Source organism: Microbulbifer maximicatervae (SeqCode), from assembly GCF_052467615.1.
Map to the genome: position 1 here is coordinate 5165782 of NZ_CP174319.1, position 16719 is coordinate 5182500.

At 55.0% G+C, this 16719-nt stretch carries 15 protein-coding genes (1 of these 15 only partly in view); 6 read left to right on the forward strand and 9 right to left on the reverse strand.

The window, feature by feature from the left end; all coding sequences use genetic code 11:
* Positions 1–286 precede the first annotated feature (286 nt).
* Positions 287–2869: a penicillin-binding protein 1B gene (gene mrcB / locus ACJJIM_RS22735; RefSeq protein ID WP_444912056.1), complete on the forward strand. Its 2583-nt coding sequence runs from the start codon at positions 287–289 to the stop codon at positions 2867–2869.
* Positions 2870–2912: 43 nt separating this feature from the next.
* Here mrcB and hemB read toward each other — a convergent pair whose 3' ends face one another.
* The 7 genes from hemB to ACJJIM_RS22770 all read right to left on the reverse strand — a co-directional run bounded on the left by hemB (position 2913) and on the right by ACJJIM_RS22770 (position 10619).
* A complete protein-coding gene (hemB, locus tag ACJJIM_RS22740; RefSeq protein ID WP_444912057.1) occupies positions 2913–3923 on the reverse strand; it encodes a porphobilinogen synthase in 1011 nt (336 codons plus the stop codon).
* A 112-nt stretch (positions 3924–4035) separates the two neighbouring features.
* Positions 4036–4662, reverse strand: a complete 627-nt coding sequence (locus ACJJIM_RS22745; protein WP_444895298.1) for a GntR family transcriptional regulator — start codon at positions 4660–4662, stop codon at positions 4036–4038.
* Between the two features lie 9 nt (positions 4663–4671).
* Positions 4672–5844 carry a benzoate/H(+) symporter BenE family transporter gene (locus tag ACJJIM_RS22750; protein WP_444912058.1) on the reverse strand — a complete coding sequence of 391 codons (1173 nt, stop codon included), beginning with the start codon at positions 5842–5844 and terminating at the stop codon, positions 4672–4674.
* 160 nt (positions 5845–6004) lie between these two features.
* Positions 6005–7288: a glutamate-1-semialdehyde 2,1-aminomutase gene (hemL, locus tag ACJJIM_RS22755; protein ID WP_444895296.1), complete on the reverse strand. Its 1284-nt coding sequence runs from the start codon at positions 7286–7288 to the stop codon at positions 6005–6007.
* Between the two features lie 180 nt (positions 7289–7468).
* The gene (thiD, locus tag ACJJIM_RS22760) at positions 7469–8254 is read right to left on the reverse strand and encodes a bifunctional hydroxymethylpyrimidine kinase/phosphomethylpyrimidine kinase (RefSeq protein ID WP_413664269.1); all 786 of its coding nucleotides are present in this window, start codon (positions 8252–8254) and stop codon (positions 7469–7471) included.
* Between the two features lie 82 nt (positions 8255–8336).
* The gene (gene hemJ, locus ACJJIM_RS22765; protein WP_282934420.1) at positions 8337–8759 is read right to left on the reverse strand and encodes a protoporphyrinogen oxidase HemJ; all 423 of its coding nucleotides are present in this window, start codon (positions 8757–8759) and stop codon (positions 8337–8339) included.
* Positions 8760–8792: 33 nt separating this feature from the next.
* Positions 8793–10619, reverse strand: coding sequence for a chloride channel protein (locus ACJJIM_RS22770; protein WP_444912059.1), 1827 nt, complete (start codon positions 10617–10619; stop codon positions 8793–8795).
* 95 nt (positions 10620–10714) lie between these two features.
* Between ACJJIM_RS22770 and argC the strand changes: the two genes are divergently transcribed.
* The 4 genes from argC to erpA all read left to right on the forward strand — a co-directional run bounded on the left by argC (position 10715) and on the right by erpA (position 13551).
* Positions 10715–11761, forward strand: coding sequence for an N-acetyl-gamma-glutamyl-phosphate reductase (argC, locus tag ACJJIM_RS22775; RefSeq protein WP_444913416.1), 1047 nt, complete (start codon positions 10715–10717; stop codon positions 11759–11761).
* Positions 11762–11814: 53 nt separating this feature from the next.
* A complete protein-coding gene (locus tag ACJJIM_RS22780; RefSeq protein ID WP_413664271.1) occupies positions 11815–12558 on the forward strand; it encodes a DUF6776 family protein in 744 nt (247 codons plus the stop codon).
* Between the two features lie 33 nt (positions 12559–12591).
* Complete coding sequence (locus tag ACJJIM_RS22785) at positions 12592–13035, forward strand: bactofilin family protein (protein WP_282934417.1); 444 nt, start codon at positions 12592–12594, stop codon at positions 13033–13035.
* A 162-nt stretch (positions 13036–13197) separates the two neighbouring features.
* Complete coding sequence (erpA, locus tag ACJJIM_RS22790) at positions 13198–13551, forward strand: iron-sulfur cluster insertion protein ErpA (protein ID WP_108731633.1); 354 nt, start codon at positions 13198–13200, stop codon at positions 13549–13551.
* A gap of 23 nt (positions 13552–13574) precedes the next feature.
* Here erpA and ACJJIM_RS22795 read toward each other — a convergent pair whose 3' ends face one another.
* Positions 13575–14684: an anhydro-N-acetylmuramic acid kinase gene (locus tag ACJJIM_RS22795; RefSeq protein WP_282934416.1), complete on the reverse strand. Its 1110-nt coding sequence runs from the start codon at positions 14682–14684 to the stop codon at positions 13575–13577.
* A 15-nt stretch (positions 14685–14699) separates the two neighbouring features.
* Positions 14700–16079, reverse strand: coding sequence for an OapA family protein (locus ACJJIM_RS22800; RefSeq protein WP_444912060.1), 1380 nt, complete (start codon positions 16077–16079; stop codon positions 14700–14702).
* Positions 16080–16355: 276 nt separating this feature from the next.
* Between ACJJIM_RS22800 and tyrS the strand changes: the two genes are divergently transcribed.
* Positions 16356–16719 carry the 5' end (the start) of a tyrosine--tRNA ligase gene (gene tyrS / locus ACJJIM_RS22805; RefSeq protein ID WP_444912061.1) on the forward strand. It continues 941 nt past the right edge of the window, so only the first 364 of its 1305 coding nucleotides appear in the window; it begins with the start codon at positions 16356–16358; the stop codon falls past the right edge of the window.

Genomic DNA, 16719 nt, shown 5'->3' on the forward strand with positions numbered 1-16719 from the left:
CACATAGGCGCTTGTTACATCTTGGTGAACTTATAGGCGGTTGCTGCGGTCAATCCTCGCACAGGTGTAAATAGCACCTTCACGTAAACCGCCAGGTGATAGATACTGCCAAGCCTGGATTTTAGCCCGCTAATTGAGTGGGCCCGCCAGTGCTGAAAGGCACTGGCAGCAAGATACCAGCGGAGCTGCCACCTGCTGGTACCCTGCCTTCGACTCTTCGATTGGGGCTGGTTAGGTCTCATGAGTCGCTTGATGTACTGAGTTGGCAGCGGGACTGAATCCTCATATGGCATCAACGAAACGCCGGCGCGTCAGAGCGTCAAAGCCCAAACGACGATATCGCTGGCTCAAGCTGCTAGTGCTTTTAGCCCTGGTGGGCTCCCTGGCGCTGGCAGCGTATATGGCTTACCTGGATGTGCAGCTGCGCGAGCGACTGGATAGCCGTCAATACCAACTCCCCGCCCGAGTCTACGCTCGTCCGCTGGTGCTGCGCGAGGGTATGGCAATGCATCCGGATGAGTTGGAGTCCGAATTTGCTGCCTTGAATTACCGCAAGCAGGGCACTCTGAGTGAGCCTGGTTCCTGGGTTCAGGACGGAATGAATTACAAGGTCTGGCGCCGGGACTTTATCCATGCCAATGGCCGCCAGCCTGCTGCGGTGGTCTCCTTCCGTCTGCGCAATGATCAAATCAGCGGCCTGCGTGATGACAATGGCCGAAGCCTGGCAGAGTTTCGCCTGGACGCAGCTAATATCGGCTCTCTACTAGGGGGAGGTGACGACCGCAATCCAGTGCGTTTCGATGATATTCCTCCCTTGGTAGCCAATACCCTGATTGCTGTTGAGGACCAGGACTTTCTCAATCACTTTGGTGTTTCCCCTCGCGGTATTGCCCGGGCCATGGTGGCCAACGCAAAAGCCGGACGATTGGTACAGGGTGGCTCCACAATTACTCAGCAGTTGGTCAAAAATATCTTTTTTGACCATAAGCCCAGCCTGAGGCGTAAATTCAACGAGGCCCTGATGGCCATCCTGATGGAGGTGCACTACGACAAGCGCTATATCCTGCAGGAATACATCAACGAAGTATGGTTGGGTCAGCAGGGTGCCAGAGGTATTTATGGCTTTGGGTTGGCCTCTGAATTCTATTTCCAGCAGCCCCTGGACACCTTGGAACCCCATCAGGTAGCGCTGTTGGTGGGGCTGGCGAAAGGTGCGTCTTACTACAACCCCTGGCGCAATCCCGAGAGAGCACTGCAAAGGCGCAATACCGTGCTGGAATTGATGCTGGAGCAGGGGCTGATTACTCAGGAGGAGTTCCAGAAGTATTCCGCCAAGCCTCTGGGGGTGGTCAAGGGTGGTGTCGGTGCGCAGAATCCTTACCCGGCCTTTACTGAGCGGCTGTTGATTGAATTGCGTCCCTACTACTCCTACGAGGAATTGCGCACTTCGGGTTTACGGGTTTACACCACCTTGGCCCCTTCGGTGCAGAAGTTGGCGGAGGAGTCCATCAGTCAGGGCGTTAGCCAGCTGGAGAAAGACCGAGGGATCAAAGCCAATTCACTCCAGGCCGCGACAGTATTGTTGGATAATCGCAACGGCAATGTGCTCGCCATGGTGGGAGATCGGAACCCGGACTACCCAGGCTTCAACCGGGCGCTGGAAGCCCGCCGCCAGGTGGGCTCCCTGATTAAGCCGGCTGTGTTTCTCACTGCTCTAGAGCGACCGGAAGAGTACAACCTGGCCACCCTGATCGATGATGCCCCGGTGAGAATTGAAGAGGCGGATGGCGATGTATGGATGCCGCAGAACTTCGATAAGCGCGCTCACGGACAGATACCGCTATATATCGCTCTGGCCAAGTCCTATAACCTGGCGACGGCCCATTTGGGATTGGATCTCGGCCTGCAGAATGTGCGCCAGACGATTCGCCGCCTGGGTGTTGAATCCAGGCTCCCCCGAGTGCCGGCGATGTTGCTTGGTGCTGTGGAGATGACCCCGTTCGAAGTTGCCGGTATGTACCAGACCATCGCGAACAATGGTGAGACGGTACAGCCGCGCACACTGCTGGCGGTTTCCGATGCCCAGGGCGGCCGTGTACAGCACTTCCGCCGCAAGGCTAATCGCGGTGTCGACCCCGTTCCAGCTTACCTGTTGCGCTGGGGGCTGGAGCAGGCCATGCGTGAGGGTACCGGACGCCGCTCTGCCAAGCGCTTGCCAAGTAGCATCGCCTTTGCCGGGAAAACCGGAACCACTAACAATAACCGCGATAGTTGGTTTGCGGGCTTCTCGCCGGAAGTAACCGCTGTAGTCTGGCTCGGGCGCGACGACAATGAGCGCACGCGCCTAACTGGCTCCACCGGCGCACTGCCGATCTGGACGGAGATTATGCGCAAGCTGCCCCATCAACATGGACCGGCAGAGATGCCCCGAGGAGTGGAGCTTAAGTCAGTGAACTCCCGGGGGCAGTTTATGGACCCGGATTACTGTCGCGGTGGTTATGAGATTCCTTTCTCCTACGAGAGCCAGCTGCAACCGGCGCCGGAATGTCGGGGGCAGAACCGCTGGCGCTGGTTCCGCAATCTATTTGGCAATGGTCGCGACGAAGCGGCTCCCAGAGAGGAGATGAGTCCCGGTTGGGGGGTGGATACCAGTGAGCAGCAGATGCGCGATCAGCGCCGCCAACAATTGCAGGAACAACTTCGAGGTGACGATGCGGAAGAGTTTGGTGTAGATCCCGAGTATGGCTCCGATTATGAAGAGGAGCCCCTGGAGCTGCCAAGAGATAATACTTTTGGCGGGAGGGCTCACAGCGTACCGGTAGAGGAAGCCCAGCCGGTGGGGCCTGACCTGGAAGATCAGTGGCCCTAGGGAAGGTAGCGCGCGATTGAATCGCGCGCTTTATCGCCGGCTATCAGTCTTGCAGCAACTGTGCGGCTTCTTCGGCGAAATAGGTGAGGATGCCGTCGGCACCGGCGCGCTTAAAGGCCAGTAAGGACTCCAGAATAACCGCCTCTCGCTTCAACCAGCCATTTTCAAAGGCGGCGCAGTGCATCGCATACTCCCCGCTCACCTGATAGGCGAAAGTGGGAACCCGCAATTCTTCTTTTACCCGACGCACTATATCCAGGTAGGGCATACCGGGTTTCACCATCACCATATCTGCGCCCTCTTGCAGATCCAGGGCGCACTCGTGCAATGCCTCATCGGTATTGGCGGGGTCCATTTGGTAGCTTGCTTTATTGCCACCTTTCAAGTTCCCGGCAGAGCCCACTGCATCGCGGAAGGGGCCGTAGTAAGCGGAGGCATATTTAGCGGCGTAGGACATAATCAGGGTATTGCTGTGGCCCGCGCCTTCGAGAGCATCGCGAATGGCTCCGATACGGCCATCCATCATATCCGAGGGGGCCACCATATCGGCACCGGCTGCAGCGTGTGACAGGGCCTGCTGTACCAATACCTCAACGGTTTCGTCGTTGACGATATAACCGCTGTGGTCCATCAGCCCGTCCTGGCCGTGGCTGGTAAAGGGGTCCAGGGCTACATCGGTGATAACTCCCAATTCCGGTACCGCATTTTTCAGCTCGCGAACAGCCCTTTGTGCCAAGCCATCGGCGTCGTGGGCGGCACTGGCGCAATCGGACTTTGCCGACGGGTCGACTACCGGAAACAGGGCTATTGCGGGGATTCCCAACTCTTGAACTGTCTTCGCTTTCTTGGCCAACAGGTCTACGCTCAGGCGTTCAACACCCGGCATTGAGGCGACTTTTTGGGTTTCGTTACGCCCCTCAATAACAAACAGTGGCAGGATCAAGTCGTCACTGCTCAACTGGGTTTCCCGCACCAGTCGACGGGAAAAATCCTTTGCACGCAGGCGACGCAGGCGAGTGTTGGGGTAGGCACCACGGCCGAATCTTTGGCTCATCGGGAAATTACTCCGGCTATCCATAGGGCCGCAGAAACCCCGCAGCCGCAATTGGCAGCCATCATATCAAATTGCCGCAGTGGGTGATTTTCGATTGCTGAGGGAAAGCGGTTTAAAAATGGGGCTGATGTAAGTGCCTTACCAATAGTTTGCCGGCGGCTTCTATATGCTTTGCCAGCAGTGCGGCGGCTTGGTCCCCGTTTCCCTCTTGGAGTGCATTGAGTATTGCAAAGTGCTCGTCCTGACTGTTGTCCTGGTAATTCAGACCGTGGGATTGGTAACCGATATAACGCTCACATTGCCGGTGCAGTTGCTCGACGGTACTAAATAGCGTGGGTCTTGCAGCTGCCCGGTAAATACAGGCATGGAACTCCCAATTCATTTTTCCGATCTGCTCGGCGGAGAGTTCAGGTTTGGCTTGCATGGATTCCAGAATATCTCTGGCCCGCCCCAGAATCTCTCTATTAAGGTTTTCCAGTGCCAGGGATTGCAGCAGCGGCTCCAGGCGCATGCGCATCAGGTAGAGGTCTTCCACTTCAATAGGGTCAAACTGCGGCACTGCGACGCCGCGTTTTCCGTGTCCGGTTAACCAGCCCTCATTTTTCAATCTTTGTAGAGCGTCCCTAACCGGAATACGGCTCACGGCGTAAAGCTCTGCCAGTTCGGCTTGCTTTAGCACCTGGCCGGCGGCGAAGCGCCCATGCTGCAAGTCCGACTTAATTTTTTCGTAGAGGCCCATTGATGTTTATTAATTCCTGCGCTTGAAAAACCAGTAACACATCAGCCCCCCCAGCAGGCCCCAAAAGGCAGAGCTAATGCCGAAGAGGCTGATACCGGAAGCACTGATCAGAAAAGTGATAATTCCGGCTTCGCGACTGTCGGCCTCGGCTGTTGCGCCAGCCAGGCTGCTACCAATGACGCCAATCAGTGCCAAGCCGGCGAGGCCGGCAATCAGCGACTGGGGGAAGGCGCTGAATAATGCCACAACGCTAGCGCCACAGAGGCCCACCAACAGATAAAAAATACCGGCGGCAATGCCGGCGGTATAGCGTTTGTCGGGGTTGGGATGGGCTTCCGGGCCGGTGCAAATAGCAGCGGTAATAGCCGCCAGATTAAATGCAAAGCCACCAAACGGTGTCAGCAATAAAGAGGTGAGGCCGGTGCCACTAATAACAGGAGATATAGGCACTCTACTGTAGCCACTGGCGGCCAGGGTTGCCGCTCCGGGCAGGTTCTGAGAGGTCATAGTGACGATAAAAAGAGGAAGGCCAATGCCAATTAAAGTGGAGAGGCGGAATTCTGGCGTTACCCAAACAGGGTGTGCCGCTTGCCAGCCGATCTGGGCCGATGCAATGAGTTGCAACTTCCAGCAAGTCACCACTCCAGCCGCTAGTACCAAAATAATGGCATAGCGAGGCGCCCAACGGCGCCCGACTAGATAGGTCAGTAACATGATGCCGACCAATAGCGGTTGTGCCTGCAGAGAAGTAAATACTGAGAGACCAAATTGCAGCAGTATGCCTGCGAGCATAGCGCTGGCAATCGGTGCCGGCACCATTCGCGCTACCCGCTCAAAGGCTCCGGACAAGCCCACGAGGAGTGTTAACAGGGCGCTAAACGCAAAAGCACCAATCGCCTCAGCAATGGGGATGCCACTTAAACTGGTGGCCAAAAGTGCAGCACCTGGAGTCGACCAGGCAGTGATTACCGGGGCGCGGTAATACCAAGAGAAGGCAATACAGGTAATGCCCATCCCCAGGCCCAGGGCGCCAATCCAGGAGGCGATCATTGCTTCACTTGCGCCAGCTGCACGCGCGGCTTCAAAGACTATGGCGGCGGAACTGGCTACTCCCACCAGCACGGCGACAAAGCCTGCGCTGATGGCGGACAAGCTGGTATCTGAAAACGGTGAGTTTTTCAAAATGTATACCTTTTATATTTTGTATACATTTTTAGCTGTTAGTTTTTTTGAGCGCAATAACTTTGCGGTGAAGCGACTGGGGCTTTATTGGAGGGGGGTAAAGTAAAACGGGTATAGAAGCAGCACCCGCAGGCTGCGGGTGCTGGAGAGGGGCGGGCAATTAGCCGAGGCGGGCGAAGACGCGTTCAGCGGCAGTGATTGTGGCCTCAATATCCTCATCGGTATGAGCTGCGGACATAAACCCTGCCTCATAGGAGGCCGGTGCCAGGTAGACACCTTCTTCCAGCATGCCGTGGAAGAAACGGTTAAAGCGCTCGTTATCGCAGGCCATTACCTGTTGATAGTTAGTTACTTTAGGTTCTTCGGTGAAGAAGAAGCCGAACATGGTGCCGGCCTTGTTGGCAGTAATTGGGATACCTGCGGCTTTACCGGCCGTCAGGATGCCCTCCACCAAACGGTCGGTTTTGGCAATTAAAGGCTCGTAGAAGGCGGGTTCTTCCACCAAACGCAGGGTTTCCAAGCCCGCGACCATAGCCACAGGGTTACCGGACAGGGTGCCCGCCTGGTAAACCGGACCCAGAGGGGCGATTTGTTCCATGATCTCGCGTTTACCGCCAAAGGCGCCAACGGGCATACCGCCGCCGATGACTTTGCCGAGGGTGGTGATATCCGCCTCGATACCGTAGAAGCCCTGGGCCCCGGTCAAGCTCACCCGGAAGCCGGTCATCACCTCATCGAGAATCAACAGGGCACCGTGCTGGTCGCAAACTTCGCGCAGGGTTTCCAGGAAGCCGGGTACCGGCGGAATGCAGTTCATATTGCCGGCAACAGGCTCGACGATGATACAGGCGATTTGATCGCCCAGCTCTTCGAAGCAGCTGCGCACACTATCAGCATCGTTGTAGCTCAAGGTGATGGTGTGATCTGCCAGGGCGGCGGGAACGCCGGGAGAGGAGGGTACACCCATGGTCAGGGCCCCGGAGCCGGCCTTAACCAGCAGGGAGTCGGAGTGGCCGTGGTAGCAGCCCTCGAACTTCACAATCTTGTCGCGCCCGGTAAATCCACGGGCCAGGCGAATCGCGCTCATGGTGGCTTCGGTACCGGAATTGACGAAGCGCACCAGGTCCATATTCGGCCACAGGCGGCAGAGTTCTTCGGCCAGTTCGGTTTCCAATTCGGTTGGCGCACCGAAGCTCAGTCCCGATTGGGCCTGTTCTACCACGGCTTCAATAACTTCCGGGTGTGCGTGGCCCAGCACCATGGGGCCCCAGGACTGTACGTAGTCGATGTAGCGTTTCTCGTCTGCATCGTAGAGGTAGGCGCCCTCGGCACGGCGGATAAACACCGGGGTACCGCCGACTGCGCGAAAAGCCCGTACCGGAGAGTTAACGCCGCCGGGAATGTACTGCTGTGCTTCTGCGAAGAGCTGCTCGGATTTACTCATAAACTTATATTCAGGTTCTGCATAAAGGGCCTGGGGAGCATTATCGCGGGGGTGGCGCCTGAGGACAATGTGTAGATTGGCGACGACCGGTCACAGACTGTGTAGACAGAAGATCTCACCGTCATGGGGACGGTGAGACTGATCGGGGCAGGGGCGAAATTTGTGTCAGCAGCTCCAGGTTTAGCGTTCGCACCAGAACAGCCGGTTGGGAATCGGCCTTCCCATGCCCAGGCGCCGGCTGTCTTTGATCGCACTCCAAGCGTATTGCTGACTGCGGGTAACGGCTTCGATAATGGTCAGCCCGTGGGCGATATGGCAGGCAATGGCAGTAGCGAGGGTGCCGCAGACGCCATAGGCCGCTGGCTGCAAGCGCTCCCACTTGAACTCCCGCATCAGGCCGCGCTCATCGTAGAGCCGGTTCTGCAATTGTTGCTCGTGGGGCACGCCAGTCAGCAACAGGTAGCGACAGCCGGATTCGAGGATTTCCTGGGCCATGGCATCGAGGACATCGGCCTCCACAGCCATGGCGCGCGCTTCCCTGCGGTTGGGACACACCATGGTCGCCTTGGGCAACAACAGCGACACCATAGCCTCCCACAGAGGCGGGGCGAGTACGCTATCTTTGTCGGCCAGTGTGGCATCGGGGTCGATAACGACGGGAATATCCGGGTAGTCGTGGAGTACGCTGTGAAGCGCGCGCACATTCTCCACAGAGCCCAGGTAGCCGACCTTGATCGCGGCGATCGGCATGTCTTCCAGAACGGCCCGGGTTTGTTCAATTAGCAGGCTGTCGTCGACTGGGGCGACACCCAGCAATTCACCGGTGTTACACACGCTGATGGCGGTAACTGCCGAGGCCGCATGGCAGCCGAGACTGACCGCTGTCTCAGTATCTGCGGCAATTCCGGCGCTGCCGCTGGGGTCGTGGTGAGTAACGGTCAGAATAACGGGCTGAGGTGTATCCATAAGTGCTCTACATGACGGCCATTAGCTGTGCGCCTAATTCTAGTTGCTGAGCGCCTTTGACAAGGAATGAATACGCGCCAAATTAAAATGGCTTTACGACAACCAAAATGACGATGGCGACAAGTGCAACTGCTGGGAACTCATTAAATATTAGGAAGTAGCGGCGGCTGCGGGTAACGGTTCCCCGGGCAAACTTGCGAACATAGGCGCCACAGATATGGTGATAGCCCAGGAGGAGAACAACAAAAGTCAGTTTTGCGTGCATCCAGCCGGCGGAGGTGTAGTAGGCCGGGTTCAAACTGTAGAGCCAAATGCCCAAGGCAACGGTGGCCAGCATGGAAGGAATGGCAATACCGCGATAAAGGCGGCGTTCCATAATACAGAAGCGGTCGCGACTAACGGCATCAGTGGCATCGACATGGTAGACAAACAGTCGTGGCAGATAAAAAAGTGCGGCAAACCAGCACACCATCGCAATAATGTGAAAAGCCTTGATCCACAGCATTGAAAGTCCCCTTAAAAGAAACGGGAAGAAAAATTACTTCCGGTAAAAGTTGTTAATTTGTAGCGGCAGAATAATGCCCGCCGTGCGATTGTCCAGCGAACCGCTTTTATGACGGCAGACATATAGGCCATCCGCGCCACTTCTCTCCAGCTTTTGCGAGGCCTCCAGCATTGTCGCTCGCCAGCTTAGGGACGCCAGCTGTTTGCGTTCGCCGGGTAGTCTCAATAAATCGATCATTTCTCCCGGGTCTAGTAATTTATCTGATGCGGAGGAAACTTGTTTTTCACTCTCGGCCGCCTCTTTCGCACCACCGCGAAGAAAAGTTGCCAAGTCTGCTGCGCGCAGTAGTTGCGGTGCCGGCTCCTTGGGTAAGTCGATAAGAATCCACTCGGGATGTTGATTAATTAATTCTGTTGCCGCAGCGCGGGTAATTTCCCTAGGAGTCACAACAAAGCTCTGATTCATTTCGCTGGCAACTCCGACACTGCTCAGCATTTGCTGTCGCCAACTCGGCATTCCCGCTTTATTCAGGGCTCGCAGCGTTTCGTGATAGAGACCGATAGTGGAAAAGAGTTGGCGGCTTACTAATGTGGCCACCACGATCATCATCATTCCAGGGAATAAAATATGTGGGTTATAGGTAAGTTCCAAGATAGCGAGTAGCGCAGCTAGAGGCGCATTGAGCATGGCAGCCATCATTGCCGCCATACCCACCATGGCATAAAAGCCGGGGCTCGCGGTGTGCTCACCCAGCCACAAGTTAGCCAGGCCACCGGCAATACCACCGATACAGGCACCGATAATCAGGCTGGGGCCTATTACCCCACCGGGAATTCCGAGCCCTGCCCCCAAAGCGGTTGCGACTAATTTCGCGGCGACAATAGCAATGAGTGTCGCTACCCCCAACTCCCCCAGCATTGCCATCTGCAAAGTGTCATATCCACCGCCCAGGATTTCCGGTACCCAGATACCCAAGGTGCCAGTAACAAGGCCAACCAAGAGAAATCGAAGAAGTGGGGAATAACGCTGCTGGGGAATCAAAATACGCTGGGAGCGGATAAATAATCCGGCGAGAACCCCAATAACCAGTGCGCAAACGAAAAGTAGCGGCAGCTCGGCAAGGGAATTGAGTTGAATCGCGGGTACATTAAAGTCAGGCTGGCTACCGAAAGTCAGCTGGGTAATGGCGCTACCGGCAACAGCCGCGAGAATTATCGGTAAAAAACCTGCCACAGTATATTCCAGCATCACGACTTCCATCGCGAATACCACGCCCGCCAGCGGGGTATTAAAGGAGGCCGCAATTGCTGCGGCTACACCACACCCCAGTAGGTTGCGACCGGAATTATTGGGGAGCTTCAGCGCCCTAGCTAACCAGCTGCCACTGGCTGCTCCCAGGTGTACAGCTGGGCCTTCCCGCCCCACCGAGTGGCCGCTTATTAAAATTATTGCGCCGGCAAAAAACTGTAGCAGGGCATTTTGCATTGGCATTTGCCCCTGGTGATTGTAGAGCCGGTCCAGGACATGGACCACTCCCACCTGGCGGCGTCTGGGATTTAGAAATAAATAGATACATCCCACTACCAGAGAGCCGATGACTGGCAATGCGAAGCGCCAGAAAGGAGGAAGGGATTCGTAATTTTGTGGGATTGATAAAAACAGCGTGGTCGGCCACTCCATTGCCAGCCGAAAAAGTACAGTTACCCCTCCGGCCAGGATGCCGGTGATCAGGGCCATCCCCAGCAAAGGCGCCAGCGCGTCTTTGGAGGAAAGCTGTAAGCGTATATTTTCGAGGCTGCCAGGCCTAACTAAATAACGCGAAAACGACTTTTTTAGCGAGTTCCTTGGGGGCTGTGACACCGCACATCCTTAAAATGCTGGGGCTTGTGGTAGAGTGCCTGTCTGGTTTTACGATTATCGTCTCAGTTGGCGGATATACCGGAGATTTTAGCAAGGTGATAAAAGTAGCGATTGTCGGGGGCACCGGCTATACAGGGGTGGAATTACTTCGGCTTCTCTCAACACATCCACAAGCGGAAGTTACCGCAATCACCTCCCGTTCGTTGAATGGTACCCCGGTTGCCGAGCTTTTCCCTAGCCTGAGAGGGCACTCGCAGCTGTCTTTCTGTAGCCCCGATCTCGAACAGCTGGCGGATTGTGACGTTGTATTCTTCGCTACACCTCATGGCGTTGCCCAGGCCCAGGTACCGGCACTTATTGAGCGCGGAGTTCGAGTGATCGATTTGTCCGCCGATTTCCGCTTGAAAGATATACCTACCTGGGAGCAGTGGTACGGTCAGGCCCACGCCGCTCCGGAATTAGCTCAAAGCGCTGTTTATGGTTTGCCAGAAGTTAATCGGGAACAGATTGCCAATGCGCAGTTGATAGCCTGCCCGGGCTGTTATCCCACCGCGATTCAATTGGGATGGATACCGCTTTTGGAAAAGGGCCTGGTAGAACCTGGTGAGCTGATCGCCAGTGCGGCCAGTGGTATCAGTGGTGCGGGGCGACAGGGTAAGACCGACTTGATTATGGCTGAGAATAGCGACAACTTCCGCGCATATTCTGCCGCCGGGCACCGTCATTTACCCGAGATTGAACAGGGGCTTCGTCGAGTGCAGGCCACTGAATCCTCTCCCGCGCAGGTGACTTTTGTACCGCATTTACTTCCCATGATTCGCGGTATCCACGCTACTTTATTTGCCCGGTCAGCGGGGAAGGTTGATGCCGATGAGCTTCAGCAGATCTTTGAAAACCGCTATAAAAATGAGCCTTTTGTAGATGTGATGCCGGCGGGCAGCCACCCTCAGACTCGTACGGTAAGAGGGACCAATATGTGCCGCATCTCGGTATTGCAACCCCAGGAGCGGGATACGGTACTGGTATTGTCGGCCATTGATAACCTGGCCAAAGGCGCGTCCGCCCAGGCAATCCAGAATATGAATATTATGTTTGGCTTAACTGAGACGTTGGGCCTGGATAGCCCGGCACTGCTGCCTTAGAATCGGGTGTTTCCCGACAATCGATAAATCCCGGATAAGACTTAGCAGATTTCATGGTGCTCAAAGTTAAAGGCAGCAAGCAGTACCGCATGAAAGTGGTGCCTCATAAACCCTTCTCTGGTGTCATTGCCGTAGTGGGGGTCGTTTTTTTGGTATTAGTGACCTCGGCAGGGTCCTATTTTGCCGGACAGTATCAGCTGCGTCAGAGCCTCGATCGCAAGACACTGGAGCATACTCAAGTACTCGATCGTGTTACCGCGCTCCAGAGTGAGAATGAATCCCTGCGAATGAGGGTTGCCACTGCAGAGCAGTCGCTGACTATCGGTGAGCAGGCGAGTGAGTCGGTACGTGCGGAACTGGTGCAGAAAGAGAGCCAGATCGCAGAGCTAAAGCAGGAAATTTCTTTCTATCGCGGCGTCATGGCCCCTGAAGATGGGGGTGAGGGGGTGTCCATTGGACGCTTTATCCTCTCGCAGACCGGCGATCCAAAAAGTTACCAGTACAAGTTACAGATCAAACAGTCCGCAGCGCGTCGGGATGTTGTAAAAGGCACGGCCACATTTACCGTAGTGGGCCGTCAGGATGGGGAACCGAAGAGTTACCCTCTGAAGGAACTGTCGGAGCAGGTGGATAGTGAGTCGATTCAGCTGCGTTTTAAATATTTTCAGAATATCGAGGGAGAGCTGCGCTTGCCGGAGGGATTTGTGCCCGAAGGTGTGGAGTTGTCACTTAAATCTTCTGGGCGCAAGGGCTTTAATATTGAGCAGCGCTACGGTTGGTTAGTACAGGAAAGTTAGCATAGGTGCCAAAGGCACGAGGTTTTGGGGATTATGTTAAGAAAAAAAGAGAAACAGATAACTATGGCCAATACCGGTAGTAACCACACGACTTTGATCGCTCGTCAGACTGAGATCAGCGGTGATATCCACTTCCGTGGCAACCTGGTCATCGAAGGTAAGGTGCGTGGCAATGTTACAGCTCACAGTGATAGTGATGCGCGCCTGCAAATTGTGGATGGCGGCATCATTGAGGGTGAAATTCGTGTGCCTCAGGTAGTGATCAATGGCAATGTGAAAGGGGATGTGTTTGCTGCGCGCCACCTGGAGCTCGCTTCCAAGGCAATGGTAGAAGGCAATGTACACTATAAGCTGATCGAGATGCTGAAAGGTGCCCAGGTAAACGGTGCCCTGGTATCCAGTGCCGACTTGAGTAGCGCGGGTGAGCCCCATATGCTCGGCTATTCCGAAGATGAAACTGTCATTGAAGCCTCTTAAGTCCGGGTAGTATTGGCTGGCGCTGGTACTTTGTTGTACCGGCCCACCTGCCGGTTAATACTTGACTGAATTGCTGGGTTTAAGCAAGATGACGCCCCCGGGGCTGCACTCGTTATAACTTTTATACGAGCGGTGAATGTCCCGATGAGTTGAGAGAGACTTATGTCAGAAGCTGTATCCTTTTCTCCCGCGCCACTCGTGGTCACAGACAAGGCTGTGGCCAAGGTAAAAAGCCTGTTGGAAGAGGAGGGCAACCCGGAGCTGAAACTCAGGGTGTTCGTGACCGGAGGCGGCTGTTCCGGTTTCCAATACGGTTTTACCTTTGATGAATTGGTTGCCGAAGATGATGCCATCATAGAAAAGGATGGCATTCAGGTCTTGGTGGATGCGATGAGCTACCCCTACCTGGTTGGCGCCAATGTTGATTACGAAGAAGGCCTTTCGGGGTCGCGCTTCGTAGTACAAAATCCCAATGCGTCCGCTACCTGTGGCTGCGGCTCCTCTTTCTCTATTTGAGAAATCCTAACCCGCCCTATTGATCAGGGCGGGTAAATAGCCCCTAGCACCGCCTCTTTCTGCGCGCCAGTCACTCCCGGGCAATTACCGGGTAGTCCTCTCAATGTCTGGCGGGCTAACCAGGCAAATCCAACGGCTTCGAGCCAGTCTGCGTCAATACCGTAACTGCCCGTGTCAGTAATAGACCAGGTGGGCAAGCGGCGCTGTAATCGCGCAACCAAGTCCTTATTTTTTGCCCCGCCCCCGCAAGTGAGCAGCTCGCCGCCTTCGGCAAAATTATGCACGGCATCTGCGATACTGGCTGCGGTCACTTCAGACAGGGTCGCCTGCACATCTACCGGTGCCACTTCCAAACCGGCGCAGGCCTGTTCGAGCCAGCTGGGGTTAAAAGTTTCACGGCCAGTGCTCTTGGGTGGTTCGGCGGAGAAATAGGGATCTGAAAGCAGACGGTTGAGAAGTTCAGCATTGGCGCGACCGCTCGCGGCCCAGTCTCCATTTCTATCGTAGGGCTGGTTTTTGTGTAGGTTCACCCAGTAGTCGAGCAATGCATTACCCGGACCTGTGTCATAGCCGTAAACCTGGCCATCTGCCGTCAGCTCAGTGATATTGGCCATCCCTCCGATATTGACCACAGCACGGCTTCCATCAGTTTTGAAGGCAGCCTGGTGAAACGCCGGCATTAAAGGCGCTCCTTGACCACCGAGAGCGATATCCCGGCGACGGAAATCCGCAACGGTGCAGATGCCCGTCAGTGCTGAGATGGTGTTGGGGTCACCGAGTTGCAAAGTAAAGGGAGACGTCACTGTGCCTGGGGGGCGGTGGCGTACGGTTTGGCCGTGACTGCCAATGGCGGTAACAGACTGACCCTCAACACCGGCTCGGGCTAGCAGGGTATTGGTGGCCTCGGCAAAAACCTGTCCCAGTTGCCGGTCTAACTGTCCGGCGCGATCCAGCTCTGAAGGGCCGGGGGCGCAGAGGCTGAGGATAGCTTCGCGCAGGCCGCTGTGAATCGGGTGGGCTAGCGCAGCCAGGATACGGGTGTTAATTTTTTCTTCATCGCCAAAATCGACCAGCACCGCGTCAATGGAGTCAACGCTGGTGCCGGACATCAGGCCGATAAACAGATCGGGCATATTCGTTGGCGCTTGTTAGGGGCTTTCTTCATCCAGTTGAGCCAGAGCCGGCCCCTGGAAGTTTTCTAGTTTCGCCAGAAGTGGCTGGGTCTGGTTTTTAAAACGGATCATCTCAGAAGTCGGTACCGACTTTGCCTTGGGCAATTTGCGCACAATGGTGGCGGGGTTGCGATGTCTGCCATCCACCAGGAATTCGTAGTGCAAGTGCGGGCCAGTGGCATAACCGGTAGACCCCACAGTGCCAATAACCTGGCGCTGCTTAACGCGCTGGCCCTTTTTGACTTTGCGCTTGGTCAGGTGGAGATAGCGGGTTACATACCGTTCGCCGTGCTGGATAAATACGTAGTTGCCGTTGGGTTTGCTATAGCCGGACGCGATAACCCGACCATCGCCAGTAGAGTAAACGGGGGTGCCTCTTGGAGCGGCATAGTCGGTGCCATTATGAGGTCGGCGTGACTTAAATACTGGGTGCAGGCGGCTTGGGTTGAAGTGAGAGCTGATGCGGACTATGTCCAGCGGTGTGCGGATAAATGCCTTGCGCATACTTTTGCCTTCAGGCGTGTAGTAATTGGCATCACCACTGTTATCCACATAGCGTACAGCGCTAAAAGTTCTTCCCTGGTTGGTAAAACTGACCGCAAGGATAGGACCGTTGCCAATTTTCTCCCCATCCAGGAACAACTCTTCGAACATCACACTAAAATTGTCGCCCTTGCGAATATCTAGGGCAAAGTCGATATCGGAGCTGAATACATCCGCCATCTCCATTATCAGGCTGTCACTCAACCCAGCATCGCTACCGGCCAGGAATAGGGAGCTATCGATCTGGGCCTGTCGGTAAGCCGGGTGGCTGTCGGGCTCGCGAGTTATCAGTGCGTGTTCAAACTTATCTGCATTTGTGCGAGTAAACTCAATTTGATTGAGTCGGTCCCGCTGTAATTTCAGGGACTGCAGCTGGCCATCATTATTTGTTTGAAAGGTCAGCTCTTCACCTGGAGTTAGACGTGCAAGCTGTTTTGCCTCTTTGCCGCTACCCAGAAGCTGGTACATCTCTTTGGCACTGATTTTTGCACGTTGAAATAGATCTGACAGAGTATCCCCGTTACGTACTTCAAGGCTTAACGACTTGACCGCCTCAACACTGACGTTAAGTAGTGGGGTCTCCGCCGGCGTATAAGTGAGTGCAGGTTTGGCTTCAGTGCTGTCGCCGCTTGTGATCTCTGAAAGTTTGACGGGTAGGGATGTGCGCTTAGAGGAAATCTCCGGTGAAGGAATCAGAACGGCCAACATAAGGACAAAGGCTGCGATACCAGCGGTCAGCGCATGAACGCGGGGAAAATGCTTAGGTAAGCCGCCAATACGGAGGCCTGTACTCGATTTACGATGGTTTTGCATGAGGTTAGCGGATGGTACTGGCAGTCGTTGTTATTTGCGCTTGAAAAACTGAGTGTCTAAAAAACAGGCATTGAAGGGACTTTATAGCAAAAAAGCCGCCTTGGTTCACGAGATAATTGACACGTCTTTGCACGGTTTGGTTCCTCATGAATTTTGTTTTTAGTGCGGATACTAGGCTGCCGCACGCTTGTATTTGCCGCAAACTTCGGTAATGTTGCAGCGCATTTTGCCGCCGTTTGGTGGCGCTAATTTCAAGCCTGAATATGAGGGGAAAGCATGGCTGGGGTCGACATGACACTGCTTGAAGACTTGGACCGTCGCGGATTAATCAATCAAGCGACTGGTGACGGCGAACTGACGCAGCATTTGTCGGAGAGTCGAACCCTGTATTGCGGTTTTGATCCCACCGCAGACTCCCTTCATATAGGCAGTCTAGTACCGTTGCTGACCTTGAAGAGGTTTCAGGCGGCAGGGCATAAACCAATTGCACTGGTTGGCGGTGCCACGGGGCTGATTGGTGACCCCTCTTTTAAGGCTCAGGAGCGCAGTTTGAATACCCCCGATATTGTTGCGGGTTGGGTAGACAAGCTGAAAAGCCAGGTTTCCCAATTTATCAATTTCGATTGTGGGGAAAATAGTG